This window comes from Sphingobacterium sp. MYb382, assembly GCF_037572665.1.
GTDB lineage: Bacteria > Bacteroidota > Bacteroidia > Sphingobacteriales > Sphingobacteriaceae > Sphingobacterium.
This window is the reverse complement of record NZ_JBBGZT010000023.1, coordinates 132,271-157,933: the sequence shown is the minus strand read 5'-3', so window position 1 is coordinate 157,933 and position 25,663 is coordinate 132,271. Positions and strand designations below refer to the sequence as shown.

The window sequence follows — 25,663 nt, the reverse complement described above, 5'->3', positions numbered from 1 at the left end:
AATTAATGTTAAAATAATGCCATCTATTTTTCATAAAACTCGATGGGTAGGGCGTCGGGATCTTGCGTGAATAAAAATCGCTTTCCCGTAAGCTCATCGATACGAATATCCTCACAGGGTAGCTCCTTCGCCTGCAGGAATTTGGCGACAGCCGAAACATCATCTATCTCGAAAGCTAGGTGGCGCAGCCCTTGTGCCTCGGGGCGTGAAGGACGGCTGGGTGGTGAAGGAAATGAGAAAAGCTCGATAATGTATGCGCCATGCAGACTAAGGTCTGCTTTGTAGGAGTCGCGTGCTTCACGATAGGTTTCTTGATCCAATTTGAAGCCTAGAATCTCCGTATAATACTGTAGTGACCGTTTATAGTCACTACAGATAATAGCAATATGGTGAACTTTATTGATCTGAATCATGGTTTATACCAATTCAAATAAGTCGTTAACACCGAGTAGTTTTCTGGAGGTGAAGCCTTCGGCATATGGAACCTGGATATTACGGCCTAGCTCTGCACCACGCCCACGCGTAGCATCCATAAAGTTAGGGTTTGAAATATACGTTTGTGGCTCGCTATCGTCTTGCTTAGCGTTAAATTGCGTGGTATAGGCCAACACCGATTGTTCTTTAATGGCCCAAAACGGGGTGATATCCAGGATGATATCTGGCTGGATATACTTGTCCTGGATCAATTGTAGTTGCAAGCGTGGACGGAAAGCCTCTTGTGCGTTACCATCAGCGTCATACGTTTCTATTCGGCGTAAGCCGCTCAAGAAAAGTGCGTCATATACAAGCTTACTCGCTCGTCCATGATCAGGATGACGGTCTTCCAGCGCATTGGTGATGACAATCTCTGGGCGGTACTTACGGATGCAGCGGATAATTTCCAGCTGGCTAGCTTCATCATTTTGAAAGAAACCATCACGCAGACCTAGGTTTTCACGTACATGAACACCGAGTATCTCTGCTGCTTTGAGCGCTTCTTGTTTACGTGTTTCTGCTGTTCCGCGTGTGCCTAACTCCCCTTCTGTAAGGTCTATAATCCCTACCTTCTTGCCCTCAGCTACATATTTCGCCATGGTACCTCCGGCGCCTAGCTCGGCATCATCCGGATGTACAGTCATGACCATTAAGTCTAACTTCATACCTATAATTTCATTATGTGGCACAAAGATAACTATAAATAAAGTTTTTTACTCCGCTAACAATTGTTCGATTTTTGTCATAACCCGCTGCGCGGTAGGGTTCGTCGTGCTATAGAAAAAATCTACCACTTCCCCATTCTTATTGACCAAATATTTGTGGAAGTTCCATAAAGGCTTCTTGTTGACCTTACCATTTTGCTTAATGTCGCTCAGAAAGCTGTACAAAGGGTCGCAATATTCGCCAATAACATGGATGCGTCTGAAAACGGGAAAAGTCACCTGTTGCTGTATTCGGCAAAAGGTTTCCAGTCGATGTCCAGTCATAGGTTCTTGACCTCTAAAATCATTGGACGGGAAGGCTAGAATCTCAAGTCCCTGGTCTTTGTAGCGCTGATACAGCTTTTCTAAGTTTTTAAACTGCTTGGTAAAATAACATTGGCTCGCTGTATTGACAATAAGGAGTACTTTGCCCGAATAATCTTGCAACGATTTTTTTTCATCATTAAATTGTAGCGCATGAAAATCATAAACCGTGTGCATATCTCTTCTTTTTTTGTTCGTTAGTATGTGTTATATAAATTCTTAATCGGACGCATACGTTCGTAGCTCCGAATGATATTTTCTATTTCATAATCTTCATTCGGGTCATAGGTTGACTTTAGGTTATGCCCGAATACTTTAGCAACAGACTGGTAGAAAAAGGCCGATAAACCGCCTTTCATCTCTTTCACCAATTCGTAGCTCGTGTTTCCTGTTTGGCGCTGCACAAGCTTAATTAAAATGGCTCCTTGTGATATACTGAGGTTCTTAATCTCTGCATTGAACTTATTTTTAATCTCTTGTTCGCATGCTTTTATTAAACGGTCTTCCTCTTTTTTGGTTGACACCATGGCTAAATCCCTATCGAGCTGCTCATAGCGCTTCTGCGCGTAGATAGCATAAGGCAACACACGCAACACATTGCGTTCTAAGCGGAGATAACGTTGCCTGTCTTCCTCCGTTTTGAAAGTACGGCGTGCAACAATTGTTATGTTATCGATTAAGAAAAAAGGTAGCACCTCTCCTGTTTCGGTACGATTGGTTAAGTACTTGGAAACCGTCTCTCCCTCGCCTTCCCCGTAATGTGGCACTTGCAATGCCTGCCCATAAGTCCATATAGGGAGGGCTAAAAATATAGCCGTAATCCCCCTAATCCAACGATTCATCACCCAACTATTTTAGATTGTACGTTTTTAAATATGCCAAAAAATCACTATATTTATATATTATTAGTAGCTACTTCGTTAGTAGCAGGTTACTGGTAATAAATATACAAAAAAAAATAATATAAGCAATTTTTCGAGCCTGTTTATGGGAGAATATGTGATTGACATCGAAGCGGAAAATAAAGAAATTAGGAAGAGATACCGTGCATTACTGAGGGCGTGTAAGCCTACATTACAGCGAGGAGATAAGCAGGAAATTCGTAAAGCGTTTGATCTGGCACTAGAATGCCATAAGGATATGCGACGCAAATCTGGTGAGCCTTATATTTATCACCCTATTGCCGTGGCCCAAATTGCGGCCGAAGAGATTGGTTTGGGTACCACATCCATTGTGTGTGCACTGCTACATGATGTGGTGGAAGATACGCAAATCACCCTACAGGAGATTGAAACGCAGTTTGGTAAGAAGGTAGCGCGTATTATCGATGGGTTGACCAAAATATCAGGCATCTTTGATCCGAATAGCTCTATGCAAGCCGAGAATTTTCGGAAGATGCTCTTGACGCTAGCGGACGATGTACGTGTGATTTTGATTAAACTGGCGGATAGGCTGCATAATATGCGTACCATGGAGTTCATGGCCCGTCATAAGCAATTGAAAATTGCTTCCGAGACGAGCTACCTCTATGCCCCTCTTGCCCATCGTTTAGGTTTATACGCTATAAAATCGGAGCTGGAAGATCTTTCCATGAAGTTTACCGATCCGGATACTTACAAATTTATCGCCAAGAAGCTTAATGAGAAAAAAGCAGAACGGGAGAAGTTTGTTATCGACTTTATAAGTCCGGTGCGTAACATTCTGGAAGAGCAAGGCATCAAGGCGGATGTATTTGGACGGCCGAAATCTATCCATTCTATTTGGAATAAGATGCGTAAAAAGTCTATCCCTTTTGAGGAGGTATATGACCTTTTTGCTATCCGTGTTATTATAGATACAACGCCCGATCGGGAGAAAACGGAATGTTGGAAGGTTTATTCCATCATCACCGACTTATATCGTCCGAATCCGGACCGTTTGCGCGACTGGGTTTCCTCACCGAAAGGGAATGGTTACGAGTCCTTGCATACCACCGTTATGGGGCCACGTGGCCAATGGGTGGAGGTGCAGATTCGTACACGCCGCATGAATGAAATCGCGGAGAAAGGTTTTGCCGCGCACTGGAAATATAAAGAGTCGAACTCAGATAGTGGTTTGGATCAATGGATTCAGAAGGTGCGTAATATGTTGAGCAGCTCCGAGCAAAATGCGATGGACTTCGTCGACGACTTTAAGATGAACCTTTTCTCGGATGAGATTTTCATCTTTACGCCCAAAGGAACGTTGGTGCAGCTGCCTAATGGAGCTACAGCATTAGACTTTGCTTTTGAGATTCACTCTGACATTGGGGCCACCTGTATTGGGGCTAAGGTGAACCACAAGCTGGTGCCGCTGAGCCATCCTTTACAAAATGGTGATCAGGTGGAGATTATCACATCTAGCAAGCAGGCGCCTAAAGAGGATTGGTTGAACTTCGTGATCACGGCGAAGGCAAAATCCAAAATTCGCTCCTCCCTGAAAGAAGAAAAACGTCGTGTGGCGGAAGATGGTAAAGAGATTTTAGAACGTAAGTTGAAGTCTCTAAAAATCACGTACAACACTGATAATATTAATAAGATAGCGAATCACTTTAAGTTTCCGAGTTCGCAGGATCTCTTTTATAATGTAGCAAAGGGTAATGTAGATACAAAAAGTCTACGTGAATATGCCGCATTAGAAAAGCAACCGGAGCATCTGCACAATCAATTTACGACGCATATTACAGGCTTAGTAGAGAAGATTAATAAGAAGGAGCTGGATACGATTCTTATTGGTGATGATCTTCAAGAGATCGATTATACCCTTGCTCCTTGTTGTAACCCGATTCCTGGAGACGATATATTCGGCTTCCTGACGGTAAACGACGGTATCAAGATTCATCGTACCAGCTGTCCTAATGCGTCGAAGCTGATGGCCAACTATGGCTACCGTATTTTGAAGGCTAAATGGACCTCGCAACAGGCTGATGCCGCTTTCTTAACGGGCTTGCGCATTATCGGTATTGACGATGTCGGCTTGGTGAATAAGATTACGAATGTTATCTCACAGGATTTCCATATCAATATCCGATCGCTGGCGATAACGAGTAATGAAGGGATATTCGAGGGTGACATCATGGTATTTGTCAACAACACTGGTCAATTGGAAAACTTGATGAAAAACCTTAAAGAGATCAGTGGTATTACAAGTGTTACACGCTACGACGCTGTGCATTAAAATCGGTATAGTGTCATCCTTTTCAAAAGCATCGTTTTTTAAAAAGGAATTTAATAAATTTGTGCCTTAGTAGAATTGATTATGAATTTAGCTGAAAACTACCCTACGGTAAAGAAAATATTCGAAGCTTACTTAGAGAATAAAAATCTAAGAAAGACCCCTGAGCGCTATGCAATCTTAGAGGAGATTTATTCCCGTTCGGATCATTTTGATGTGGAGTCTTTGTACATCCACATGAAAAACAAGAAATATCGTGTTAGCCGTGCTACGGTATACAACACCTTAGAGCTTTTGGTATCCTGTGATTTAGTGACCAAACACCAGTTTGGTCGAAATATGGCGCAGTTCGAAAAGTCCTTCGGCTATAAGCAACACGACCATGTTATTTGTATTGAATGCAACAAGGTGGTTGAGTTCTGTGATCCCCGCATTAACCAAATCCAAAGTTTAATGGGTGATTTACTGAAGTTTGACATCAAACACCATTCTTTGAACCTGTACGGCGTTTGTGAGGATTGCCAGAAGCTGGAATCCGCAAAAAAACCTGTCGAAAGCAACGAAACGGTAATTTCAAATTAATGTGATAATCGACGGATTATTGTGTTACCTTTGTTCAGAAAAGCGGATAGCATATCTTCTTTTCTGAACTTTGTTTTTTATGGGCAATTTGCTTTTAGGAATTGAAAACAGAAGGTTTATACGCTCAGTATGCTATACGTTTCTCTCCTTACCATCAAATTGCGCCATTTTAGTAGCGTAAAAAAGATAAAATATCAAATTAATTTAAATCTCAATATCTCAATATTATGCAAGTTGATGTGCTTCTAGGCCTGCAATGGGGCGACGAAGGAAAAGGAAAAATCGTTGACGTATTTTGTCCTAAGTATGATTTAATCGCACGCTTCCAAGGTGGCCCAAATGCTGGACATACCTTAGAGTTTGATGGTAAGAAATTCGTGTTGAATACGATTCCTTCAGGAATCTTCAACGAAGGTACCTTAAACCTAATTGGTGGTGGTGTGGTAATCGACCCGATTATCTTAAAACGCGAATTGGATAATTTGAAAGCCGCAGGTTTCGATCCTGTTGGAAAAGGAACATTAGTGTTGGCCCGCAAGGCGCACTTAATTTTACCAACTCACCAATTATTGGATGCCGCTTCGGAATCTAAAATGGGTGCTGGCAAAATCGGTTCTACATTAAAAGGTATCGGTCCTACTTATATGGACAAAACAGGTCGTAACGGTTTGAGAGTTGGTGATACTACCCTTCCTGACTTCCAAGAGCGCTACGAGAAATTGAAAGCTAAACATTTAGAGATTTTATCACACTACGGTGAGATTCCTGATTTCTCCGAAAAAGAAGCTGCTTTCTTACAAGCTATCGAGTTTATCAAATCTATTCCGCATGTTGATGCTGAGCACTTGGTAAACACCTACTTGAAAGAAGGTAAAAAAGTATTGGCTGAAGGTGCTCAAGGTACGTTATTAGACGTTGACTTTGGCTCATACCCTTTCGTTACTTCATCTAACACAACTACAGCTGGTGCTTGTACTGGTTTGGGCGTTGCTCCAAACAAAATCGGTCAAGTTTACGGTATCTTCAAAGCTTATGCTACACGTGTAGGTGGCGGTCCGTTCCCAACGGAGTTGGATAACGAAGTTGGTGAAGAACTGCGTAAGTTAGGTCATGAATTTGGTGCTACAACAGGTCGTGCACGTCGTACAGGATGGATTGATCTTCCAGCATTGAAATATGCGATCATGATCAATGGCGTTACTGAATTAATCATGATGAAAGCTGACGTATTGGATACTTTCGAAAAAATCTACGTTTGTACGCAGTACAAGCATAATGGTGAGGTAATCGATTACATGCCTTACGAGATTATTACCAATGAGGCTGAGCCTATCTTAGAAGAAGTAGAAGGCTGGAACCAAGATATCACAGGTATCCGTACTCCAGAAGAAGTGCCTACAGCATTGAAAAACTACATCGCTTACTTAGAGAAAGCATTGGAAGTGCCGATTAAATATTTATCGGTAGGTCCTGATCGTGTACAAACTATAGAATTGTAATAACGTAGCGGAGGGGTTATGATTTTTGTGCTGGATGATTCCATACTTTTCAGAAGAAAGGCTCTACAATGGGCACAACAGTTTGATGAAGTTTGCCAACTCCAGTCGCACGATTACCCCGATAACTATAGCAAAATAACGGAGCTATTAGCCGTTCAGGCGAAGCACAAATTTGTGTCTACGCCCAATCAGTCTAGCTTCGAAGCATTAGAAAACTTTAAAACGGAGCATCCACAAACGTGGATGTTCGGTTTTTTTAGTTACGACTTAAAGAACGAGATTGAAGACCTCCAAACGTCTTTCCCTAATCGTTTAGATTTTCCCAACGCCTATTTCTTTGTTCCATCTACGCTACTTCAGTTTTCTGATTATGAAGTGACTATTGAATCGGAAGACCCAGAGGCTGTCTATCAGGCCATCTTGGCGACCGAATTAGTAGAGGTGGCTGATACCGCTGCTATAGCGCTGCAAAAGCGTATGTCGAAAGACCAATACCTAGATAGCTTTGCACAGTTGCAGCGACATATCCAACAAGGTGATATTTATGAGGTCAATCTATGTCAGGAGTTTTATGCCGAAGGAGCGGATATCCACCCGCTAGCGGTATATGAAAAGTTGAGTAGCCTCTCTCCTACGCCGTTTTCCGTGTTTTTTAAGCTTGATGACAAGTATGTTTTATCGGCTTCGCCGGAAAGATTCCTTGCCAAACGCGGTACAACATTGATATCGCAGCCTATAAAAGGTACAGCACCTCGCGGTGCAACGCCTCAGGAGGATCAAGCGCGTATTGAGGGCTTACGAAACAATCCAAAAGAGATTGCCGAAAATGTGATGATTGTCGATTTAGTACGCAACGATTTAACGCGTAGTGCACAAGCGGGCACCGTTAGTGCGGTGCGTCCACTGGAGGTGCATACCTTTAAGCAGGTGCATCAGCTGATATCTACCATCACCTGTACGCAAGACCCTGCGCTATCGACAACTACCGTTATCCGCAATACATTCCCACCGGGATCCATGACGGGGGCACCGAAAATTAGTGCGATGGCGCTATGCGATCGTTACGAAAATAGCATGCGTGGCATTTATTCTGGTGCTGTAGGCTACTTTGCTCCCGATGAAGATTTTGACTTTAATGTAATAATACGCTCTATCCTTTACAACAAAAGCGAGCGATATCTATCTTTCCACACGGGTGGTGCCATTACCTATGAGGCGGTGGCCGAACAAGAATATTCGGAGTGCATGTTAAAGGCTTCCGGAATTTTGAAAGCATTAAATAGTAAGTTAAATTAATTTCATATATTTGAGTATGCATGTGCCTCTTGTCAACATTCATACCCACCATATCAAAGAGAATACAGCTGCTGAATTTTCTTTGCCCAATATCATTGTCTCCAAAAACTATTTAATTACACAACCTTGTTCCCTCGGAATTCACCCTTGGTATATCGATACAGCCTATGAAGCGCAGCTTGATGTGTTGTATGAGCATGGCCGCAAAACGCAGGTGCTTGCCATTGGCGAGTGTGGTCTTGATAAACTATGTGATACGGAATGGCATATGCAAGTGCTTTTGTTTGAGCGACAAATAGCCTTAGCCAATCAGCTTAAAAAACCACTTATTATCCACTGTGTACGTGCCTATCAGGAATGCTTGCAGCTGTTGCGTCAGCATAAGGTGTCTGTGCCTGTGATGTTTCATGGCTTCGAGAAGAATGTAGCCTTAGCCCAACAGATTGTACGGGAAGGCTATTACCTAAGCATGGGAACTGCCCTGCTCCATGGCAAAAAAGATGAGCTGGTGCATGAACTTCCTTTAGACCGTATTTTCCTGGAGACCGACAACCAGTCTTGTAAAATAGAATCGATCTACGACTATGTGGCTACTACAAAGAATATGGAGCGCTCCGAGTTGGCGCAGCAGCTCTATTCAAATTTTACCCAAGTATTTGAGAAATCATCTTAAGTATACGCTGTTTTAATCATTAATTCATTCTTTTATATTTTTCAGCTTAATTCGCTAATATGCTATTCAATCTACTAGAATAGTAGATTTTTATGTGTACTTTTGCCCCGTTCAAAAATTAGCTTAAGACCTATGTCAAGGAGCTATTTAAGGTATAAGACGTATAATTAGTGATATTAAAATGAAGGATCTATCTTGGTTATCAAGAACTGAAGCATTAACTGGAAGAGAAGCTTTAGAGAAACTTAGTAATTCCCACGTGATGGTTTTAGGACTTGGTGGTGTGGGTTCATTTGCGGCCGAATTTGTGTGTCGTGCTGGTGTTGGTAAGATGACTATCATTGATGGTGATACCGTGGATCCGTCGAACCGTAATCGCCAATTACCAGCGCTATTTACCAACCATGGTGTGGCAAAGGCCGAGATTATGCGCGAGCGTCTCCTTGCGATTAACCCGGAGTTGGAATTAACCGTTATTCAAGAGTTTATTTTGCCAGAGAACATTCAGTCGCTTCTGGACTTGAAGCCTGATTACTGCATCGAGGCTATCGATAGTATCACGCCTAAATTATTCTTTATCCGTTTGGCCTTAGCGGCACATATTCCTTTCGTAAGCTCGATGGGTGCTGGCGGAAAGATGGACCCTACTAAAATCCGTATCGCTGATATTGGCGAGTCCTACAACTGTAAGCTGGCTCATCATATTCGTAAGAAATTGCGTAAGCATGGTATTCGTGAAGGTGTGAAAGTGGCTTTCTCAACAGAATTGCCCGACAAAAGCTCCTTGTTGTATACGGATGGTAGCAACTTTAAGAAATCGGCATATGGCACCATGTCTTATCTACCGGCGGCCTTTGGTGGTGCTATCGCATCGGTCGCTATTCGCGAATTGATGGATATTGATATTCCCCTCGCTAAAAACACGTTAATGGCCAAATAGGCATTACGCTACTCTCATATAAACCTGAACTTGCTTCAGGTTTTTTTGTTTTAGGAGGAGCCTCTCCGACTCTACTTTTCATATCTATTATACTTTGGTTACATGGATAATCTTTTAGGATTTAGCGAATGAAGTAAAAGGAAATCCTAAAGGCATACCCTGGCCACCCCAATAAAAACTCTTCATTTTTTTAGGTTAATTAGTGAAACAATAAGCCAGTAATGCCCTAATTAATAGCGGACATTACTTGACTCCTACGAAACAATAAATGATTAGGCTTAACGGTCTATTGCAGCTTCAAGAAAAGAATGCTATTTTTAGGTGCGAACTATTAATAGACAGACCATTTCCGGTAAGCGAAGCAATAAACACGTTTCTAAAGAACCGGTACTAGACAAGAAGAATGAGACAGCAGCAATAGAATTATTGCTCGGCTCTTTTTATATGCAGTAAAAAGCATAGAGAAAGCCTACCATGACAAAAATGCCATGCGCCCCCTTTTCCTATTGTCTAAGCGGTCTACCTCTTAATAAGGCGGCATATACGTTCTTTAGTAGTAATCATTTAGGGACCATCATTCTCGATCCTGGATCGAAACATATGTATGGTAGATGTGTTGGGTATTCGTTCTCATAGTTTATTGGTTAAATAAACGCTGTCTACTCGCAAAGCTAAAGGCTGGTATTCATGGAATGGATATCAATAGAGCTACCTTATAACGCTTCGTACATACTACCATCAATGACCTTCATCGAAGGATTAATTGCCACGTAAACTGAAATAGAAGTCCGCTCCACCGAAACTGCTCATGAGAAGACAATTTCAATGTGAAGCGAACTCTGAATCAACTTACAAGACAAAAATTGACAGTCTCTGTTTGCAAGTGACATCGTAAGTGCAGCGTTCAGGGCCACTGCCCTATTTGTCTCTTATAATCTTACTAAAGATAATTAAAACAAAAGACTTTAACAAATTATTTTTACTAAAGTCATATATAAAATTTTTCATGAGCACATCCTTTGGACAATACCTAAGTAAATTAAATATTAATAAGGCAAAGATTTCCAGATTAACTGGAATAAAAACACCTCGACTTAATGATCTTAGCAATAAGGAATCAAGTAAACCAACTCCTTTAGAGTTTTACAAAATTATTTTTACGTCTATACGTATTAAAGAGCTTCCTGATGAGGAGTTTAATAATGCAATAAATGAAATATTTCAGAATAGATCTAAAGTAGACCTCATCGCTGAATTTGAACACCTTTCCCCTGATATTCAGTTTATACAAAAGCATTGTCTAACACAAAAACAAGTTGAAAAAGATATTAAGATGTCTGAGGGTAAAATAAGCCGTCTAGGTAGTGGAGATGTTAAGGAGTTAGAGGCTATTGAATTAATTTGTTTTATTGAAGGCCTAGGCCATAATCTACTAAAAACATTCAAAGAAATTTTCGGCGAAATTGGTTTAGTAGATGAAATTGCTAAAAAATAAACTCACGAAATGAGATAGATTAATAGGTAATTCCACCAATTCAATAATAGAAAAATATTTTTTAACAATTGTTTATCGTACAACAATGTAATGAAATATAAAATTGAAAAAGTAAATTTTGAAAAATATTCAAAAGAATTTGAATATTCGTGTTATAATTCATCTGCAAACTAAGATTTTATAATCTTAGTTATCTAGATTAAAGCAAAATAGATATATCTTAATAAAACAAATTGTAAAATATATTTACCGCATATAAAAACATAATGAATACTAAATATAAGTGGTCTAATAAGGATACCACTACACTAAGAATCTGTTTTATATTAATAATTGTATTTATATCCTTTGAATCTAAAATATTGGATATTTATAACAATGAAATACTATCTGTTCTTTCTGAAGTTGAAGAAAATTCACTTCCATGTATTTTTGTACTAGTTACTTCAATCGCATACTGCATTTTTAAATTCCGTAATTGGCATGCAAATAAAGTCTTTACACCCTACAGATACTTAGTAAGTACAGGGTGTTTTGTTATAATTTATGTTTATTACCGTTGGATTACTAAACAGTATATTGCTTACCCTAATTATTATGGCATAGGTTTAAGCGATCTACTTGTGTTTTTATTAGCAATGATAATGTTTTGTCGTAGTTATATAAATATTAAGGAAGTAGTTAAGCCTAACAGAAATATTAAGAAGTCAAATATCGATTACTGTCCAGATTTTTCTATTCAAAAACAGAAAGATGACCTACTGAAACTCGACCACAAGATAAAACAGGTAAAGTTACGCATTGATAGCCTTAGTGTGGATTCTCATGGTTCTACAAGCATTGGAGTAGTTGGAAAGTGGGGGCAAGGAAAAAGTTCCTTTTTAAATCTATTAAAAGAACAATATGATAAAGATGGCAATGAAAATGTAATAGTCAACTTTAATCCAAGATATTCTAAGGACTTAAATAGCATCCAATTCGACTTCTTTGAGTTATTGATATCAAAATTAAAAAAATATAATGTTGCATTTTCAAACAACTTTAAGGAATATCTTAATGCTATTAAAGTAATTGATAAAACAAAAATACTTGAGGCTCTTTTTAATACTCCAGTATTTCTAGATAAGGAGCTAACAAAAGATAATCTTAATTCAGAATTTAAAAAAATAGGGAAAAGAATTATAGTTTTTATAGACGATTTAGATAGACTTCAGGCGAATGAAATAATTGAAGTTTTCAAAATTCTTGATTACACTGCTTCTTTTAGCAACATTGTCTTTATTACTGCATATGATAAAGATTATATAAACGGCGTACTTGACAATCGCTATCATAAAGCGGAGAATTATTTTTCAGATAAATTTTTTAATAAAGAAATATTCTTGCCTCCAGTAAATAAAGATGTGATTTATAATTATTTATATACTAAAATCGAGCAAAAATTTGATAAAAGTACAGATGAATTTGAAAAAATAAAGAATACATTATATCTAAATAAAAATATTATACATAAAGTATTTTTATCACTTAGAGATGTAAAACGGTTTTTAAATATTTTTACTTACCGATATAGTAATTTAGGTGAAAATTTAGATTCTAATGATTTGTTTTTATTATACATACTGAAAAGTAAATGGTATGATTTCTATTTGTTTATATATAGAGAATACCATAATATTCATAATGAATGGACCCAAGAAAATTTAATAAAAAAAGGTAAAAATATTAGTGTAGAAGATAAAATACTCAGTAACTATTTTGATCTTGACACAGACGAAAGTAATACTTTAAAAAAACATCAAAATGTAATTAAATTAATCTTGGAGGGTTTAAACTTTATAGAAACTAGTCGAAACAGCCAACCTATATTCTTTGAGAATTATTTTCAAGAATATGAAAATGAAAGTGATTATAAGTTAACTTATAAATACATGATGCGTTTTATAAATGAGGAGTTTTGTTCTATTAAATTAGAGATTGACTGGTATTTTGATGAAGACAAGTATAATGAATTATGTACGTTTGTGGGACATAGGGACTTAAATGATATTACTAGTAGAAGTGATTTAGAATACTACCTTGAATTATTAATTTATATAAATGCAAAGTCAAATAATGAACAATCTACATATTTTCAGCTACTAAAGTTTTTCAATAAAGAAGATGCATTTGTTAAATTTTTTAAGAAAAATGTTGGAATTAGTGATATGGATTACAAGGCCTTATTACTTGATAAAGTATGTTTAGGTTATCCCTATTATCCTATACGATTTATTCGAAATTTAATTTCGAAGTTATTTCCGTTTCAACAGGAAAATGGTGAATTGATGATTGTTTCTGTTGTTGAAAATCAAGATATTCTAACAATTACTAGGAAATATTTTGAAGATTACTTAATTGAGAATCCGGTCTTTAAAAAGGGACATTTAGATATATTATACATCTGTATAAGAGATATAAAAATGGATTCTAATAGAAGTATTACATTGGATAAAGAAACCTGTACTAAAGTTGAAAAACTAATAAGGCAAGACCCAACTGAATACTTCAATATAGCTTTAAGTTATCAGCATAATGAAGTATATATAGAACCATTCTATCTCCAAATATTTGGTTCACATGAAAATTTCGAAAGATTTATAATAGATAATCAATATGATAACATCAACAATGTTATATTAGTTCGAAATTACTGGAAACTATTTAAAAACAATGCATATAAGCCTGTATTATTTAATAGTTTTGGTAGTATCAAACAAAAGTTGGATAATGAGTTTCAACTTGAAATGAGACAAATAGATGAAATTAATAAACTGAAAAGAAGATTTGATGAAATAGAGGAAAATAACCTTAAGGAATTTTTTACAGAAATTTCCGTTATTACCAAAGGTTCTAAATATTTTAAACCATCTGATGCAAAAACATTTTGTTTAAAAAATACAACAAATGTGGAGAAAATATTAGAGGGGTTGAAAGATATAGAAAGATTAATACAAGATGTTCAAAGTGCAGAATACAATCAATTTTTAAAAATAGATTTACTCCAAAGTCTAGAGTATTATGAAGTAAGAAAGCTAAAGCTTGATGGTATTGGAAATTTGAACGATATTATACAATCTGTTGAGATGGCTAAAGAAGAGAAGAGAATTAGTATGGGAATTGTTGAGAAATTACAACTCTCACATGAACTTGAATCACTGTGTTATAATAATCTTGTGCCAAGTTTAAATAGATTTGAAGAATCTTTATTTAGCATAAATCCGCAAGATATAGACATCTATACTTATAATAGTTCCTTTGATTTTTTCGATGGAAAATTTGAAGTCATAGGAGGTCTTGATTCTAACATAAATTATAAGCTAATCCCTATAATAGTAAAAGTTAGTGGTAGCGGTAGTTATAAATTAGATAAAAATGGAAATATCGAAGAAATATATAATTTAAAAATTGACAATCAACTGCAATGGTAGACTTACCTGTTTTTCAGACAAATTAAAAATGTTAAATTAGTTTGTTATATATTATGAAAAAGAGCAAGTTTTCCGAATATCAGATTGTCAATATTCTCAAGGAATATGAGTCAGGAAAGGCCACAAAGGATATCTGCAGAGAGCACGGGATCTCAGCAGCTACCTTCTATCAATGGAAGCAAAAGTACGGAGGTATGGATGCTCAGCACCTTAAAGAGCTGAAGGCTCTTCAAGAAGAGAACGCCCGTCTAAAGCGGATGTTTGCAGATTTAAGTCTTGACCACCGTATCTTAAAAGATATAATTGAAAAAAAGCTCTAAAGCTTTGTGAACGTAAAGAGCTGGTGAACGGCGTTATAAATGAGCGAGGAATCAGTATTCATAGAGCATGCAAGATTGTCTGTATGAGTCGGAGTATGTACTACTATGACCACAGAAAGGACGATCAAATAGTTATTTCAAAATTAATGGATCTGGCCTCCAGATATCCCACAAGAGGATTTGAAACCTATTTTGGTAAGATACGGCTGGAAGGTCTGCTCTGGAACAGAAAAAGGGTACTTCGTGTTTATCGGAATATCAAGTTAAAACTTAGAGTAAAACGCAAACGTCGTATTCCGTCTCGGATTAAAGAAAAACTGACGGTTCCTGGCACAGTCAACGAAACCTGGTCAATTGATTTTATGAGTGACTCTCTCGCTAATGGACGTAGATTCAGGGTACTCAATGTCATTGATGACTATAATCGGGAATCATTGATAAATGAGGCTTTCTATTCTATACCCGGCGTCAGGTTGGTGCAGAAATTAAAGGAGCTTTTGTTATTTAGACCCAAGCCCAAACGCATAAGAACGGATAATGGACCCGAATTTTTGTCTAAAATATTTATTGAGTTTTGTCACGATCACGGAATCGAGTTACAGTACATCCAGCCAGGAAAGCCTTCGCAAAATGCTTATATCGAACGACTGAATCGGACGTTTAGAGAAGACGTATTAGACGCATACTTGTTCGATTCGCTGACAGAAGTCAATGCGTTAGCTTATGAGTGGCAGATTGACTACAATAGTAATCATCCACATAAATCACTAAATGGATTAAGTCCCTGGTTATATGCTAAGAATCCATTGGTTTCTTAAAGCATATTTTTATATTTATTCACTGTTTGAAAAATGGTAAGTCTTCAAAAACAGGTAAGTCTACCAGTACTTTATGCATACGTATAAAGACCCGTTTTTATCGTCCTTCTAATGGTTTCCAATTCTCTTCTCGTTGTTCGTCCTTTGTTGGTTGTCTTACGTTTTTAACCATTTCTTTTTCACAAGCGCCAAACTCAATGAAATTCTTTTGTCCTTGTCTAAGTGAAACGTGATTTGCTCCACCTTCATAATTAGGGTCGTCAAATTGAATTGGGTCGTCTTCCCAAAAACAAACTTCACATATATCGTAATGCCCGTTTGGCTGTTCAGCTAATGTCTTGTAGCCACAACAAGGACAAGCAAATCTTTCTGTTACCATACTTTCCACCAAGGTCTTTTTTTCTCCAATGTATAGTAACTTCCACCTGTCAAAGTTTTTGTATCAAGGTCATACTTAAACTCAACCCATTCGTCCTCATAATGCATATGATTAATTGCAAGTCCATATACCAAATTATTTTCAACTTTAATTTCAGCTAATCCGTCCCACGAAATTCTTTCTGTGTCCCAACGTGTTCCGTCAGGCTCAATAATTGTAAGTTCGGTTTCGTCTTGAAAAACAAGTCTGCCTTTGCTTGCCTTAAAAATTTTTGAATAACCAACTCCAAAAACTTCAATTGGTTTTGTATCGTTTGGGTGCATTAAATAACACGTTCCGCAAGCAACTACTAACAAGTTTGGAGTATTTTCAAATTCTATAATTTGTTTTAAGTCTGTCCAACCTGGTTGAAAGTTAGCAACCCATTCAGTTCCGTCAGTTTTATAAAATCGAATAGGAACCCCTTCTGAATAAAATACTTCTCCATTGTCTGTTACAGGAACATACATTGGTCCGTAAGTAGGCAAAAAGTTTAATATTTCGTATCGTTTTTCGGTCATCATTTTGTTTAGTATGGGGTCGTCCTAAAATGGTGGATAACGTTTTGGGTATTGCTGAAGGCGGGGCTTTCGAAGCACCATCTTTCAAGCTAGCACTAATGTTTATTAAGAGCCGAAAAGTTTCTGCCACCACGTTCGCCCCGCTTTTGGCAAGGTGTTGTTATGTGTAGTGTTTTCTATCATCCTGTTTATTTGTCTAACAAAATTTGAATATTTCAACTCGTCTTTTTTTATTATTTCTATATCTGTCCAATCATCTTTGGTTTTAGTCTGAAATATTAACCAAGAGTCTTTACCATCATAAACCAAACGCTTGTCTTGTCTTTCGATGAACCACGAACCAAATACTTGGGCATCATAATCTTTGTTTTTAATGTCTTTGTCTTCTAATTTCTGATCAGCGAGCTCGTAAAGGAATAAATTCCAGTTCTGTGAGATTTGCTTTTCAATTTCGAATGCATAACCGATTGCTTTATCAATTGTTTCTTCAGTTGCGTCGTCAATGATTTCTGCTTTGCGTCCATAAGCATCTGTCAACATCACTTTAAACACGCCATTGGAAATTTCGTCAATATTTATTGTCCAGCCAGGAATTATTTTTTTGTTCATACGATCTTCTTAACATTGACAGATAACGGTTTTGGGCTTTAAGATGTTGGGGCAATAAAGGAGCAAATTTTGAATTTTGTACATAAGTTGAATTGAAGAACAACCGTTGAACTTTCAAATTTCGCTCCCTATTTCAAAATCCTTGTTAGCGGTTCGGCTTTGTTCTTTGGTAATCGTTTCGATCAATTTTATACCAATTATGTTTTATTCCGTCAAGGTTAAATGTTTCAATAAATTTTAGTCCGACTTTCTCTAATACTTTATTTGAACCGATATTATCGGCATCAGCTCTTGCGAAAACTTCGTCTGTTTTAAGTTTCTCGAATGCATATTCCAATGACGCAATTGCTGTTGCTGTTGCAATTCCTTGGCCCCAATATTTTCTAATCAGTCGATATCCAAGATCATAGTAATTTTTATGATTGTTAGTTAGTTCAGTAACAAACTCTAAGCCTGTCCAGCCAATGAAATTATTTGTGCTTTTGTCAATAATAGCCCAACGTCCAATCCCGAAGTCTATATATTGTTGTCTGACAAAATTTATAAGACTACTCGTTTCTTCTTTGCTTTTTACTGTTTTGTTTCCTAAAAATCTATGGACTTCCTGGTCAGAATGAAGTTCAAACATTCCGTCGATGTCTGTCGGAAGTATTTCCCTTAAAATCAATCGTTCCGTTTCTACAAATATTTTCATTTCTCTCTTGTCGTATGATTATCGTCCTTTAAGCTGACCACTAACAGCTGTTTTAGCGAAACCAATATACAAAAAGCTTTCCCAACCCTCCTACCCAATCATCATTTTCAGAGAGGATTTAAAGACAAGATCTTATCCTTTAGTATTACTTCAACGGAAAACGATATACTGCCTAAATAAAGGTTTTACATTTCTTTAGCTAAAAAAAATTGATATTCTGGGAATTATACTATCATTTTTGCGTACAATTGTGCTCTATAATAAAGTAATTTGAGATTTTTCTTCCATATCGCCTATCAAGGCCAAAATTACAGTGGTTGGCAACGACAACCAGCTGTTAATAGTGTACAAGAGGTTTTAGAGACCACCCTTTCTAAAATTCTAAAAGTACCGACTACTATATATGGATGTGGGCGAACAGACGCTCAAGTTCATGCTAGTCAATTTTTTTTTCATGTAGATATTGAACAAAATTGGGATTTTGATTTGCTTTATCGATTGAATAAAGCACTTCCTACTGATATTGCTATTTATGATATCATAGAAATGAAAGGTAAGCCTCATGCTCGTTTTGACGCTGTTTATCGCGAGTATGATTACTTTTTGCATACGTATAAAGACCCGTTTTTAAGCAATCAGAGTTCTTTGTATTTATACCCTAATTTGGACCTTCATAAAATGAGTGATGCAGCTAAATTATTGCTTAAGTATAAAGATTTTAGATCATTTTGTACACAGCCTGATAAGAATGAACATACCTTGTGTAACGTGACATCAGCTGCTATATATGTAAACGAAAAGGGTGATAGAATTCGTTTTAATGTCGGGAGTAATCGCTTTTTAGGTAAAATGATTCGCATTATAACCGGTAAATTATTAAAAATTGGAACAGGAGAGTTAAGTATTGATGAATTTGAAAGCCATTTAATAACGCTAGAGATCCCAAAAATATTACAACCTGCTTATCCTATAGGATTATACCTATCAAAAGTACAATATCCCTATTTAGACCTACCAGCACGAACTGATTTTTTAACACCAACACAAAGTGCAAACTGGACTTTGATTTAAACTTTCAATAGCGTTTCATTTGTAAAGAAATAGTTCAAGTTGCCCTATAAATATGGAGCGTGCACATCAAAAGATGAGGTGTAACAGAAATACAATCTATTTGCTCCAATATTGGGTTTCTATGTTAAGGTTCTATTTAATAACCTATCTCTCGACTTTGGTCTGAAAACAGACTGGGACAATTATCTCAACCTACAGCGAAGTGTAAAACTCAATATGACCTACCTGCAGATAAATTCAGAAGTATCTAGAGATACCTACGCGAGCAAATAATCGGCTACAAATAAACTTTTATACAATCGGACGATCCTAAGTCTAGGAAGGGTCCTATTGATCCAAATATGACACCTGAAATGCTAATGACACTATTTAATGGGGCGTTTCCTCCTAATTGTGGTCAGTAATTTATAAATTTAATACTATGAAAAGGAAAATATTAATCACGTTAATTATTTTGGCATTTTGGACGCCTATACAAATATTTGCTCAACAAGATATTAAACCTGGGGAATATAAAATTAGAAACTTACCGTATATTGTAAGAGAGATAAGTACTTCAAAATATTATGTAATAAACAGAGACGAAAAAAACGCTTTAAAGGAAAATCCAAAAATGGTTAACGATTTGCCAACGGAGCGTTTAGACATACGTCTTACCAACGGCACAAGCTTACAACAATCAGTTATTGCAGCTTTGACTGATGACAAGATTAAACTGTTGAAAGCTTCAAAAGAAAATTTACAAGTATATTTATTCTGCAGTTCAAACGGAACTATTATTAATATTTTATTCACGGTAAAAACAGGTACAATTTTGACGCTTGAAGATATTTATAAGATGGACAAATACCTTCGAAAAAATTATAAACCTACATTTTCAAGCGTTCAGAATGGTCACCAGCAATTAAATTGGGTTGATGCGATGCAAACAATTAACTTTTAATAAACCCAAATTTGAAACATCGATAGCTTAGTTGGAAATCCAAGACTATAAATCTTCCTAATTAGACGCTGTTTCTCCAACTCTTTCAATTGTTCATCATCCATTAACCAAGAACTGATTTATCGTTAACGGAACCGCAAAAAAGCGCTATATTATTGTCCTCTAAAAACGTTCGTAATCTCGTGGGGTAAACACTGTGAGAGGGAATCTTAATTCGTTATTATAGATTATTTGACATGTTCTTAAAAAATAACTTTATGGTACTAAGTCTGGGTCACTCATAAACAAATACTTTGCGTATTTATCCAATCCTGATCACTGAAATGTAGGGACAATTGATTGTAAAGTGCATTACGCAAGAATATCTCAAACAAGTTCATTACCGGATAGAATGCCTGAGCGACCCTGAGATTGATTCTATGTAATTTCTGTGCTTTTGTTTTTGAATTTCCGCAAGCCCTCAAAAATCTGTTGAGTCTTGCTTGGGAAACATATAATTCAAGTTGTGCGTATTTCACGAAAAAATTGGTTTAATTAAAAATTTACCTTAAATATGTTATGCTTAGTCAAGCCTCCTCTTGTCCGCAAGAGCGTAACTAAGTAAAAGCTTTTGCCTCGGTCGTGTCCGGGGCTTATTTTTTTAATAGGTTTTCTGCTTTGGTTTTTCAAAAACAAAACTAGTGAGATGAAGTTTTATCATTTTTCGATTTCTATTCCAAGATCTCCAATCTCTTTTTCAAGTTAAGTCATAACGGTTAAGTATACACAATATACAAAATGTACTTCAATAATGCTCGTGCTTAATCCACTTAGGCTCTGTTTGTTGAAAACTTCTATTGTAGAGTCAAATAGAATTCCATCCTGTGCTGTGAGCTTTTTAAGGTATCATCCGACTTGCTAAAAAACTAAAACAACTACGTTGACTAAAAAACCTCAATCCCTCCCTACGACCATTAAAAATCATCAATTAACCAAACAAAATAACACAGAACCAAGTTTGGTATGACGAAAAGCCCAATCCCCTCCTACTTTCTTCACATTTTTTAATCAAAAAAATCCAAAACATCATTAATTAATTCCTTATCTACGTTATTTAGAACGACTCTATTTTAAAAAACACCATTAATAAGTTAATTATCAACATTTTTAAAACGTTATTTTCCTTAATTTTAAGACATTAATCATAAGACTATGGATGATTTTATTGCCGCCCGCTCCCAAATGGCGATGTCCTTGGGATTTCATATTATATTCGCCTGTGTTGGAATGGTGATGCCATTCTTTATGTGTATCTCCCATTTCATTTACCTAAAGACAGGCAATTTGATGTATAGAGGTCTTACCAAGGCTTGGAGCCGAGGAGTAGCTATACTATTTGCCACCGGCGCTGTATCAGGCACCATGCTTTCCTTTGAACTGGGCCTACTATGGCCAGAATTTATGAAACATGCCGGCCCCATCTTTGGTATGCCTTTCTCGTTAGAAGGAACAGCGTTTTTCATCGAGGCTATAGCATTAGGATTTTTCTTGTATGGTTGGGATAAATTCAATCCTTGGTTTCATTGGGCGACAGGGCTTCTTGTCGGAATAAGTGGAATAGCTTCTGGAATCCTCGTTGTCGCCGCAAATGCATGGATGAACAGCCCTGCTGGATTTGACTATATCGATGGACAATATCTAAATATCGACCCAATTAAAGCCATGTTTAATGAAGCTTGGTTTTCACAAGCTTTACACATGACCCTTGCTGCCTTTGTGGCTACAGGTTTTGCAGTAGCAGGTGTCCATGCGCTCATGGTCTTAAAAAATAAAAATGTAGACTTTCATAAGAAGGCTTTTAAAATTGCAGCAGCAACCGCGTGTGTCGGCGCTTTATTACAACCTCTATCAGGAGATATTTCCGCTAAAGATGTGGCAAAACGCCAACCGGCCAAGCTAGCCGCTATGGAAGCGCATTTTGAAACGGAACCGAGAGCAAGTTTTGTTATCGGCGGAATTCCTGACGAAGAGAATCAAACCTTAAAATACGCAATCAAAGTTCCGGGCGTATTAAGTTTTCTTGCCCATGGAGACTTCAACACGCCTGTAACTGGATTAAATGATATTCCAAGAGATGAATGGCCTAATGTCGCGATCACCCATTATGCCTTTCAGATAATGATCGGTTTAGGCATGCTGATGATGCTACTTGCGCTGATCTATTTTTTGGCCTTATGGAAGAAAAAGCATTGGTTAGATCAATCATGGTTATGGAAACTATTTGTCATCGCCACGCCTATGGGATATATCGCGCTAGAAGCGGGCTGGGTAGTCACTGAAGTCGGAAGGCAACCCTGGATTATCTATGGCATTATGCGCACCATAGATGCCGTAACTCCTATGCCTGGTATTGTCTATTCATTTTACATATTTACGGCCGTATTTGTATCCTTATCTACCGTCGTTGTCTTTCTACTGTATAGACAGATTAAGATGGTTGGAAAGCTATATGACCCTACAGATCCTGCGTTTAAATTAAAGAAATAAGCTATGTTATATGTTGTGATTGCCTTTTTATGGGCCTCCATCTGTTTATATTTACTATTAGGCGGAGCCGATTTCGGAGCAGGAATCGTAGAACTTCTCTGTAAGAAAAAAGACCGTGAGCTTGTTCGGAAGATTATGTACCGAGCGATAGGTCCTGTTTGGGAAGCAAATCATATGTGGTTGATTATTGCTATCGTTATTCTCTTTGTCGGATTTCCCGAAATATATAGCAATATGTCCATTTACATGCATATTCCATTACTATGTATGTTACTTGGGATTATCGCAAGAGGTACAGCCTTTGCTTTTAGAAATTATGATGCGATCACGGATGATATGCAAAAAATCTATAACCGTATCTTTACCCTTTCTAGTTTTATAACTCCTTTTTTCCTCGGAATTATTGCCGCTTCTACCGTCTCTGGCAGCATAGATCGCCAGGCTACAGATTTTGTTAGCGCTTATATCTCGGGCTGGTTAAACCCTTTTGGTATTTCTGTTGGGTTCTTCACGATATCCATCTGTGGATACCTTGCCTCCATTTTTGCCGTAGGCGCAGGAAAGAACTCGGAAGAAAAGAAATTAATGATTCGACTGGCCAAGATATTTATTCTCATCGTCGTATTTTTTGGTGCTATAGTATTCACAGTGGCTTATCAAGCTGAAATTCCGCTGATGCGATGGATCTTTGGAGATATATGGGGGCAAATTGCCATTTCTATCGCTTCCATATCGCTTATCGTATTGTTCTTTATTTTTAAATACGAAAAAGCTGGTTTAATGCGATTATTAGGTGGCTTTCAAGTTGTCATGATTCTCTTTGCAGCGACTTACAAACACTATCCCGATTTAATACTTTTTAAAGATGGCGGAACTTTATCGTTGATAGCTCATCAAGGTGCTCCTGCAACGATAAATGCATTAGCTTGGGCATTATTGCTTGGAAGTATATTTATCCTCCCTACCTTATTTTATTTGATGTATACCTTTACCCGAATAAACAAAAAGGAGGAAATGGTAGAGCAATAAGAATTAATGAACTACATATTCAAAATACGCATTTGAACTATGGTAGTCTCTATAAAGTTTTGAAAACCATAATTCGAAATTAATAAGAGAATGCTAAACGACGCTTAACGTGCTTACTTTCTTCCTGTCTTAAATCCAGATTGGTGTAGCTGCTTTCTTTTTAAGGTCAATTGTCCAATGACACAGTTGATGTTACAGTCTCATTGCTGTCACTTCTTTTTTAAGGTTATTTCAACTACGCCATTTCTACCTTTTTCTCCATATTTGTCAATTGCATTTTGATCCCTAATTATCGTGAAGGTATCAACATCCTCCGGTTTTATGCCTTTTAATACATCTTCATCCACTACTTTCCCTTCTAAAATTATTAATTCCTTAAATTTCTTTGTCTTGTTTCTTTCGTAAGAATAACAATCTGCAATGATGTCTATCCCTTCAATTGGTTGTTCCGCATAGTATTCTTCATCGACAGGATACTGCGGTTTTTTATCTTTATTGATTTTTACGTAATAATAAATCTGTTCACCATCCTTTATTCCCCAATAGTCAGAACACCCTCGTGATGTCCAATAATTTAAATTATTATATTTTTTCAGAATGTCTTCTGCTTTTAAGAATTGCAAATCGATGTAATGGCCATTTGGAAGATAGCCCTTGAATTCTTTTGTCAAATGGATTTTCGAAATTGAATGATTTTCTGAACCATATTTTTGAAAAATTACACCAGGATATAATGCACTTTCATAGCCTATTCTATTTTCAAACCTGATATCTTGAACAAAACCATCAGCACATAAGTCCATTTCTTGCACTTTAGTTTGCTTTAAATTAGGATCTTTTGTTTTTAAAAAGTCAATTGTCAACTCACACAATTTAAAGTCCGCAATTTTTATGGTGTCAACATGCTGAGCATATGATTTAAAGGCCATTATTAAAGCTAAAATTGTAAATATTTTCTTCATTGGTTATTTTTTCGAACTATCGTACAATAGATTATCGGTTTTTGGAATATACTTTTCATTTATTACAATTGGTTATGGTCGACTCTGCAAAAAAGCATATCTCGAACCGAAGCTACAAAAACACTGCTATTTTTGCAAAGCTGTTTATTACAAACTTTTCATTATGAAGATTTCTTATTTAGAAACGGGTGCAGATTATGGAATGCCAAAACGGGTTATATGCGTAAATTTGAAGTACTATGATGACGTTGCTGATAGTAGTACTATAAAAGTTGGTGATGTTGTTGTATATTCAGGAGTTACACCTGACAAAATGCAACATGAATGGCTTCATTCAGGTAATGTAAGTCACTTTAATGCTTTGGGAAGAGTAATTATGGTATTAAGTAAAATGGATAATTTTGATATTATAGAACAAGCTGCTATTTTCAAGAAAAAAACTACAAATCAAGAGTTTACTGTATATTAAAAAAGGGAATTATGAAAGTACTAATCTTAGGCCTATTGCTATTTGTAGGATTTAAAGTTGAAGCGCAATCCTGGCAAAATGATTTTGATAAAGAGATTATCTTACTACTAGCAAGTAAGAGATCATATGAAGATCATCAACAATTATTTGGAAAACATAAAATTTCAAAAGAGAGTCTAGAGAAAGCACATCAAAAATACCTCGATAAAGTCTCACAAATAAAAAGTGATTCTTTAAAGTTTAAGCAATACTTTAAAGAAGCAGCAAATAATCAGGATATTATAAAGCACATTCCATCAAAATACCTATATAATTATTATCCACCCTCAATATTAACCTTAGATTATACTCAATCTAGTATTAACCGTGCAGACTTATATAAACTTGTAGAAAAGCATTTAATTGACAAGAATGAAGACTATCTTCCAATTAATTTACCTAAATAGATTTCTGCTACCGATTTAGGAAAGATTAAAGTGATAACCTTGTTTGCTGGAGCATAAGATAATAAGTTCTATCGATGCTTAGGCGTCTACCTTAATATGCAGCTACAATAACCAAAGCCCCCACACGCTTCAACAGATTTTAAAAAAACAGCTTTACTTACTAATTAATTTAGTAATATTGTACTGTT

At 36.8% G+C, this 25,663-nt stretch carries 24 protein-coding genes and 1 pseudogene; 16 read left to right on the top strand and 9 right to left on the bottom strand.

Features of this window, described 5'->3' with window-relative positions; translation table 11 throughout:
• Positions 1 to 23 precede the first annotated feature (23 nt).
• Genes gloA2 through WH223_RS10330 form a run of 4 tightly spaced genes read right to left on the bottom strand, consistent with a single transcriptional unit; the run spans position 24 to position 2,344 of the window.
• Positions 24 to 413, bottom strand: a complete 390-nt coding sequence (gene gloA2, locus WH223_RS10345; protein WP_340047544.1) for an SMU1112c/YaeR family gloxylase I-like metalloprotein — start codon at positions 411 to 413, stop codon at positions 24 to 26.
• Positions 414 to 416: 3 nt separating this feature from the next.
• Positions 417 to 1,139: a bacillithiol biosynthesis deacetylase BshB1 gene (gene bshB1 / locus WH223_RS10340; protein ID WP_340047543.1), complete on the bottom strand. Its 723-nt coding sequence runs from the start codon at positions 1,137 to 1,139 to the stop codon at positions 417 to 419.
• Positions 1,140 to 1,187: 48 nt separating this feature from the next.
• Complete coding sequence (locus tag WH223_RS10335) at positions 1,188 to 1,679, bottom strand: glutathione peroxidase (RefSeq protein ID WP_340047542.1); 492 nt, start codon at positions 1,677 to 1,679, stop codon at positions 1,188 to 1,190.
• Positions 1,680 to 1,699: 20 nt separating this feature from the next.
• On the bottom strand, positions 1,700 to 2,344 hold the full coding sequence (locus WH223_RS10330) for a DUF4294 domain-containing protein (RefSeq protein WP_340047541.1): 645 nt from the start codon (positions 2,342 to 2,344) through the stop codon (positions 1,700 to 1,702).
• 145 nt (positions 2,345 to 2,489) lie between these two features.
• On the opposite strand from WH223_RS10330, the gene WH223_RS10325 reads away from it, so the two are divergent.
• From WH223_RS10325 to WH223_RS10280, 10 genes and pseudogenes are all read left to right on the top strand, one after another.
• Positions 2,490 to 4,697, top strand: coding sequence for a RelA/SpoT family protein (locus tag WH223_RS10325; protein ID WP_340047540.1), 2,208 nt, complete (start codon positions 2,490 to 2,492; stop codon positions 4,695 to 4,697).
• An 81-nt stretch (positions 4,698 to 4,778) separates the two neighbouring features.
• Complete coding sequence (locus WH223_RS10320; protein WP_340047539.1) at positions 4,779 to 5,276, top strand: Fur family transcriptional regulator; 498 nt, start codon at positions 4,779 to 4,781, stop codon at positions 5,274 to 5,276.
• Positions 5,277 to 5,503: 227 nt separating this feature from the next.
• The gene (locus tag WH223_RS10315; RefSeq protein WP_340047538.1) at positions 5,504 to 6,775 is read left to right on the top strand and encodes an adenylosuccinate synthase; all 1,272 of its coding nucleotides are present in this window, start codon (positions 5,504 to 5,506) and stop codon (positions 6,773 to 6,775) included.
• Positions 6,776 to 6,793: 18 nt separating this feature from the next.
• Positions 6,794 to 8,071, top strand: a complete 1,278-nt coding sequence (locus WH223_RS10310) for an anthranilate synthase component I family protein (protein WP_340047537.1) — start codon at positions 6,794 to 6,796, stop codon at positions 8,069 to 8,071.
• Between the two features lie 16 nt (positions 8,072 to 8,087).
• A complete protein-coding gene (locus WH223_RS10305) occupies positions 8,088 to 8,744 on the top strand; it encodes a TatD family hydrolase (RefSeq protein WP_340047536.1) in 657 nt (218 codons plus the stop codon).
• Between the two features lie 181 nt (positions 8,745 to 8,925).
• Positions 8,926 to 9,684, top strand: a complete 759-nt coding sequence (locus tag WH223_RS10300) for a tRNA threonylcarbamoyladenosine dehydratase (RefSeq protein WP_340047535.1) — start codon at positions 8,926 to 8,928, stop codon at positions 9,682 to 9,684.
• A gap of 1,006 nt (positions 9,685 to 10,690) precedes the next feature.
• Positions 10,691 to 11,179: a hypothetical protein gene (locus WH223_RS10295; protein WP_340047534.1), complete on the top strand. Its 489-nt coding sequence runs from the start codon at positions 10,691 to 10,693 to the stop codon at positions 11,177 to 11,179.
• Between the two features lie 266 nt (positions 11,180 to 11,445).
• Positions 11,446 to 14,649 carry a KAP family P-loop NTPase fold protein gene (locus WH223_RS10290; protein WP_340047533.1) on the top strand — a complete coding sequence of 1,068 codons (3,204 nt, stop codon included), beginning with the start codon at positions 11,446 to 11,448 and terminating at the stop codon, positions 14,647 to 14,649.
• Between the two features lie 53 nt (positions 14,650 to 14,702).
• Positions 14,703 to 14,969 (top strand): transposase, encoded by a 267-nt coding sequence (locus WH223_RS10285; protein WP_340046301.1) that lies wholly within the window; start codon positions 14,703 to 14,705, stop codon positions 14,967 to 14,969.
• Between the two features lie 17 nt (positions 14,970 to 14,986).
• A pseudogene (locus WH223_RS10280) lies at positions 14,987 to 15,787 on the top strand (IS3 family transposase); the annotation flags it as partial.
• 97 nt (positions 15,788 to 15,884) lie between these two features.
• On the opposite strand, the gene WH223_RS10275 reads toward WH223_RS10280, so the two are convergent.
• The 4 genes from WH223_RS10275 to WH223_RS10260 all read right to left on the bottom strand — a co-directional run bounded on the left by WH223_RS10275 (position 15,885) and on the right by WH223_RS10260 (position 18,029).
• A complete protein-coding gene (locus tag WH223_RS10275; RefSeq protein ID WP_340047532.1) occupies positions 15,885 to 16,166 on the bottom strand; it encodes a CPCC family cysteine-rich protein in 282 nt (93 codons plus the stop codon).
• Positions 16,160 to 16,729 carry a hypothetical protein gene (locus tag WH223_RS10270; RefSeq protein ID WP_340047531.1) on the bottom strand — a complete coding sequence of 190 codons (570 nt, stop codon included), beginning with the start codon at positions 16,727 to 16,729 and terminating at the stop codon, positions 16,160 to 16,162. Before WH223_RS10270 ends, WH223_RS10275 begins: the two co-directional genes overlap by 7 nt.
• A 102-nt stretch (positions 16,730 to 16,831) precedes the next feature.
• Positions 16,832 to 17,335, bottom strand: a complete 504-nt coding sequence (locus WH223_RS10265) for a hypothetical protein (RefSeq protein WP_340047530.1) — start codon at positions 17,333 to 17,335, stop codon at positions 16,832 to 16,834.
• Between the two features lie 145 nt (positions 17,336 to 17,480).
• Positions 17,481 to 18,029, bottom strand: a complete 549-nt coding sequence (locus WH223_RS10260) for a GNAT family N-acetyltransferase (RefSeq protein WP_340047529.1) — start codon at positions 18,027 to 18,029, stop codon at positions 17,481 to 17,483.
• Positions 18,030 to 18,299: 270 nt separating this feature from the next.
• Between WH223_RS10260 and truA the strand changes: the two genes are divergently transcribed.
• The 4 genes from truA (at position 18,300) to WH223_RS10240 (ending at position 23,598) form a co-directional block, all read left to right on the top strand.
• Positions 18,300 to 19,100 (top strand): tRNA pseudouridine(38-40) synthase TruA, encoded by an 801-nt coding sequence (truA, locus tag WH223_RS10255; RefSeq protein ID WP_340047527.1) that lies wholly within the window; start codon positions 18,300 to 18,302, stop codon positions 19,098 to 19,100.
• A 421-nt stretch (positions 19,101 to 19,521) separates the two neighbouring features.
• Positions 19,522 to 20,043, top strand: coding sequence for a hypothetical protein (locus tag WH223_RS10250; protein ID WP_340047526.1), 522 nt, complete (start codon positions 19,522 to 19,524; stop codon positions 20,041 to 20,043).
• Positions 20,044 to 21,234: 1,191 nt separating this feature from the next.
• Positions 21,235 to 22,569 (top strand): cytochrome ubiquinol oxidase subunit I, encoded by a 1,335-nt coding sequence (locus WH223_RS10245; RefSeq protein ID WP_340047525.1) that lies wholly within the window; start codon positions 21,235 to 21,237, stop codon positions 22,567 to 22,569.
• A 3-nt stretch (positions 22,570 to 22,572) separates the two neighbouring features.
• On the top strand, positions 22,573 to 23,598 hold the full coding sequence (locus tag WH223_RS10240) for a cytochrome d ubiquinol oxidase subunit II (RefSeq protein ID WP_340047524.1): 1,026 nt from the start codon (positions 22,573 to 22,575) through the stop codon (positions 23,596 to 23,598).
• Between the two features lie 209 nt (positions 23,599 to 23,807).
• Here WH223_RS10240 and WH223_RS10235 read toward each other — a convergent pair whose 3' ends face one another.
• On the bottom strand, positions 23,808 to 24,560 hold the full coding sequence (locus WH223_RS10235) for a hypothetical protein (protein ID WP_340047523.1): 753 nt from the start codon (positions 24,558 to 24,560) through the stop codon (positions 23,808 to 23,810).
• A gap of 163 nt (positions 24,561 to 24,723) precedes the next feature.
• Here WH223_RS10235 and WH223_RS10230 point away from each other — a divergent pair, with 163 nt between their 5' ends.
• Positions 24,724 to 25,029, top strand: a complete 306-nt coding sequence (locus WH223_RS10230; RefSeq protein ID WP_340047522.1) for a hypothetical protein — start codon at positions 24,724 to 24,726, stop codon at positions 25,027 to 25,029.
• 11 nt (positions 25,030 to 25,040) lie between these two features.
• Entirely contained in the window at positions 25,041 to 25,475 is a 435-nt protein-coding gene (locus WH223_RS10225) for a hypothetical protein (RefSeq protein ID WP_340047521.1), read from the top strand.
• The last annotated feature ends 188 nt before the right edge of the window (positions 25,476 to 25,663 follow it).

Excerpts from the sequence above, each read along its gene's own strand:
- gloA2 (WP_340047544.1), bottom strand. The coding sequence starts at position 413 with ATGATTCAGATCAATAAAGTTCACCATATTGCTATTATCTGTAGTGAC.
- bshB1 (WP_340047543.1), bottom strand. The coding sequence starts at position 1,139 with ATGAAGTTAGACTTAATGGTCATGACTGTACATCCGGATGATGCCGAG.
- WH223_RS10335 (WP_340047542.1), bottom strand. The coding sequence starts at position 1,679 with ATGCACACGGTTTATGATTTTCATGCGCTACAATTTAATGATGAAAAA.
- WH223_RS10330 (WP_340047541.1), bottom strand. The coding sequence starts at position 2,344 with ATGAATCGTTGGATTAGGGGGATTACGGCTATATTTTTAGCCCTCCCT.
- WH223_RS10325 (WP_340047540.1), top strand. The coding sequence starts at position 2,490 with ATGGGAGAATATGTGATTGACATCGAAGCGGAAAATAAAGAAATTAGG.
- WH223_RS10320 (WP_340047539.1), top strand. The coding sequence starts at position 4,779 with ATGAATTTAGCTGAAAACTACCCTACGGTAAAGAAAATATTCGAAGCT.
- WH223_RS10315 (WP_340047538.1), top strand. The coding sequence starts at position 5,504 with ATGCAAGTTGATGTGCTTCTAGGCCTGCAATGGGGCGACGAAGGAAAA.
- WH223_RS10310 (WP_340047537.1), top strand. The coding sequence starts at position 6,794 with ATGATTTTTGTGCTGGATGATTCCATACTTTTCAGAAGAAAGGCTCTA.
- WH223_RS10305 (WP_340047536.1), top strand. The coding sequence starts at position 8,088 with ATGCATGTGCCTCTTGTCAACATTCATACCCACCATATCAAAGAGAAT.
- WH223_RS10300 (WP_340047535.1), top strand. The coding sequence starts at position 8,926 with ATGAAGGATCTATCTTGGTTATCAAGAACTGAAGCATTAACTGGAAGA.
- WH223_RS10295 (WP_340047534.1), top strand. The coding sequence starts at position 10,691 with ATGAGCACATCCTTTGGACAATACCTAAGTAAATTAAATATTAATAAG.
- WH223_RS10290 (WP_340047533.1), top strand. The coding sequence starts at position 11,446 with ATGAATACTAAATATAAGTGGTCTAATAAGGATACCACTACACTAAGA.
- WH223_RS10285 (WP_340046301.1), top strand. The coding sequence starts at position 14,703 with ATGAAAAAGAGCAAGTTTTCCGAATATCAGATTGTCAATATTCTCAAG.
- WH223_RS10275 (WP_340047532.1), bottom strand. The coding sequence starts at position 16,166 with ATGGTAACAGAAAGATTTGCTTGTCCTTGTTGTGGCTACAAGACATTA.
- WH223_RS10270 (WP_340047531.1), bottom strand. The coding sequence starts at position 16,729 with ATGATGACCGAAAAACGATACGAAATATTAAACTTTTTGCCTACTTAC.
- WH223_RS10265 (WP_340047530.1), bottom strand. The coding sequence starts at position 17,335 with ATGAACAAAAAAATAATTCCTGGCTGGACAATAAATATTGACGAAATT.
- WH223_RS10260 (WP_340047529.1), bottom strand. The coding sequence starts at position 18,029 with ATGAAAATATTTGTAGAAACGGAACGATTGATTTTAAGGGAAATACTT.
- WH223_RS10250 (WP_340047526.1), top strand. The coding sequence starts at position 19,522 with ATGAAAAGGAAAATATTAATCACGTTAATTATTTTGGCATTTTGGACG.
- WH223_RS10245 (WP_340047525.1), top strand. The coding sequence starts at position 21,235 with ATGGATGATTTTATTGCCGCCCGCTCCCAAATGGCGATGTCCTTGGGA.
- WH223_RS10240 (WP_340047524.1), top strand. The coding sequence starts at position 22,573 with ATGTTATATGTTGTGATTGCCTTTTTATGGGCCTCCATCTGTTTATAT.
- WH223_RS10235 (WP_340047523.1), bottom strand. The coding sequence starts at position 24,560 with ATGAAGAAAATATTTACAATTTTAGCTTTAATAATGGCCTTTAAATCA.
- WH223_RS10230 (WP_340047522.1), top strand. The coding sequence starts at position 24,724 with ATGAAGATTTCTTATTTAGAAACGGGTGCAGATTATGGAATGCCAAAA.
- WH223_RS10225 (WP_340047521.1), top strand. The coding sequence starts at position 25,041 with ATGAAAGTACTAATCTTAGGCCTATTGCTATTTGTAGGATTTAAAGTT.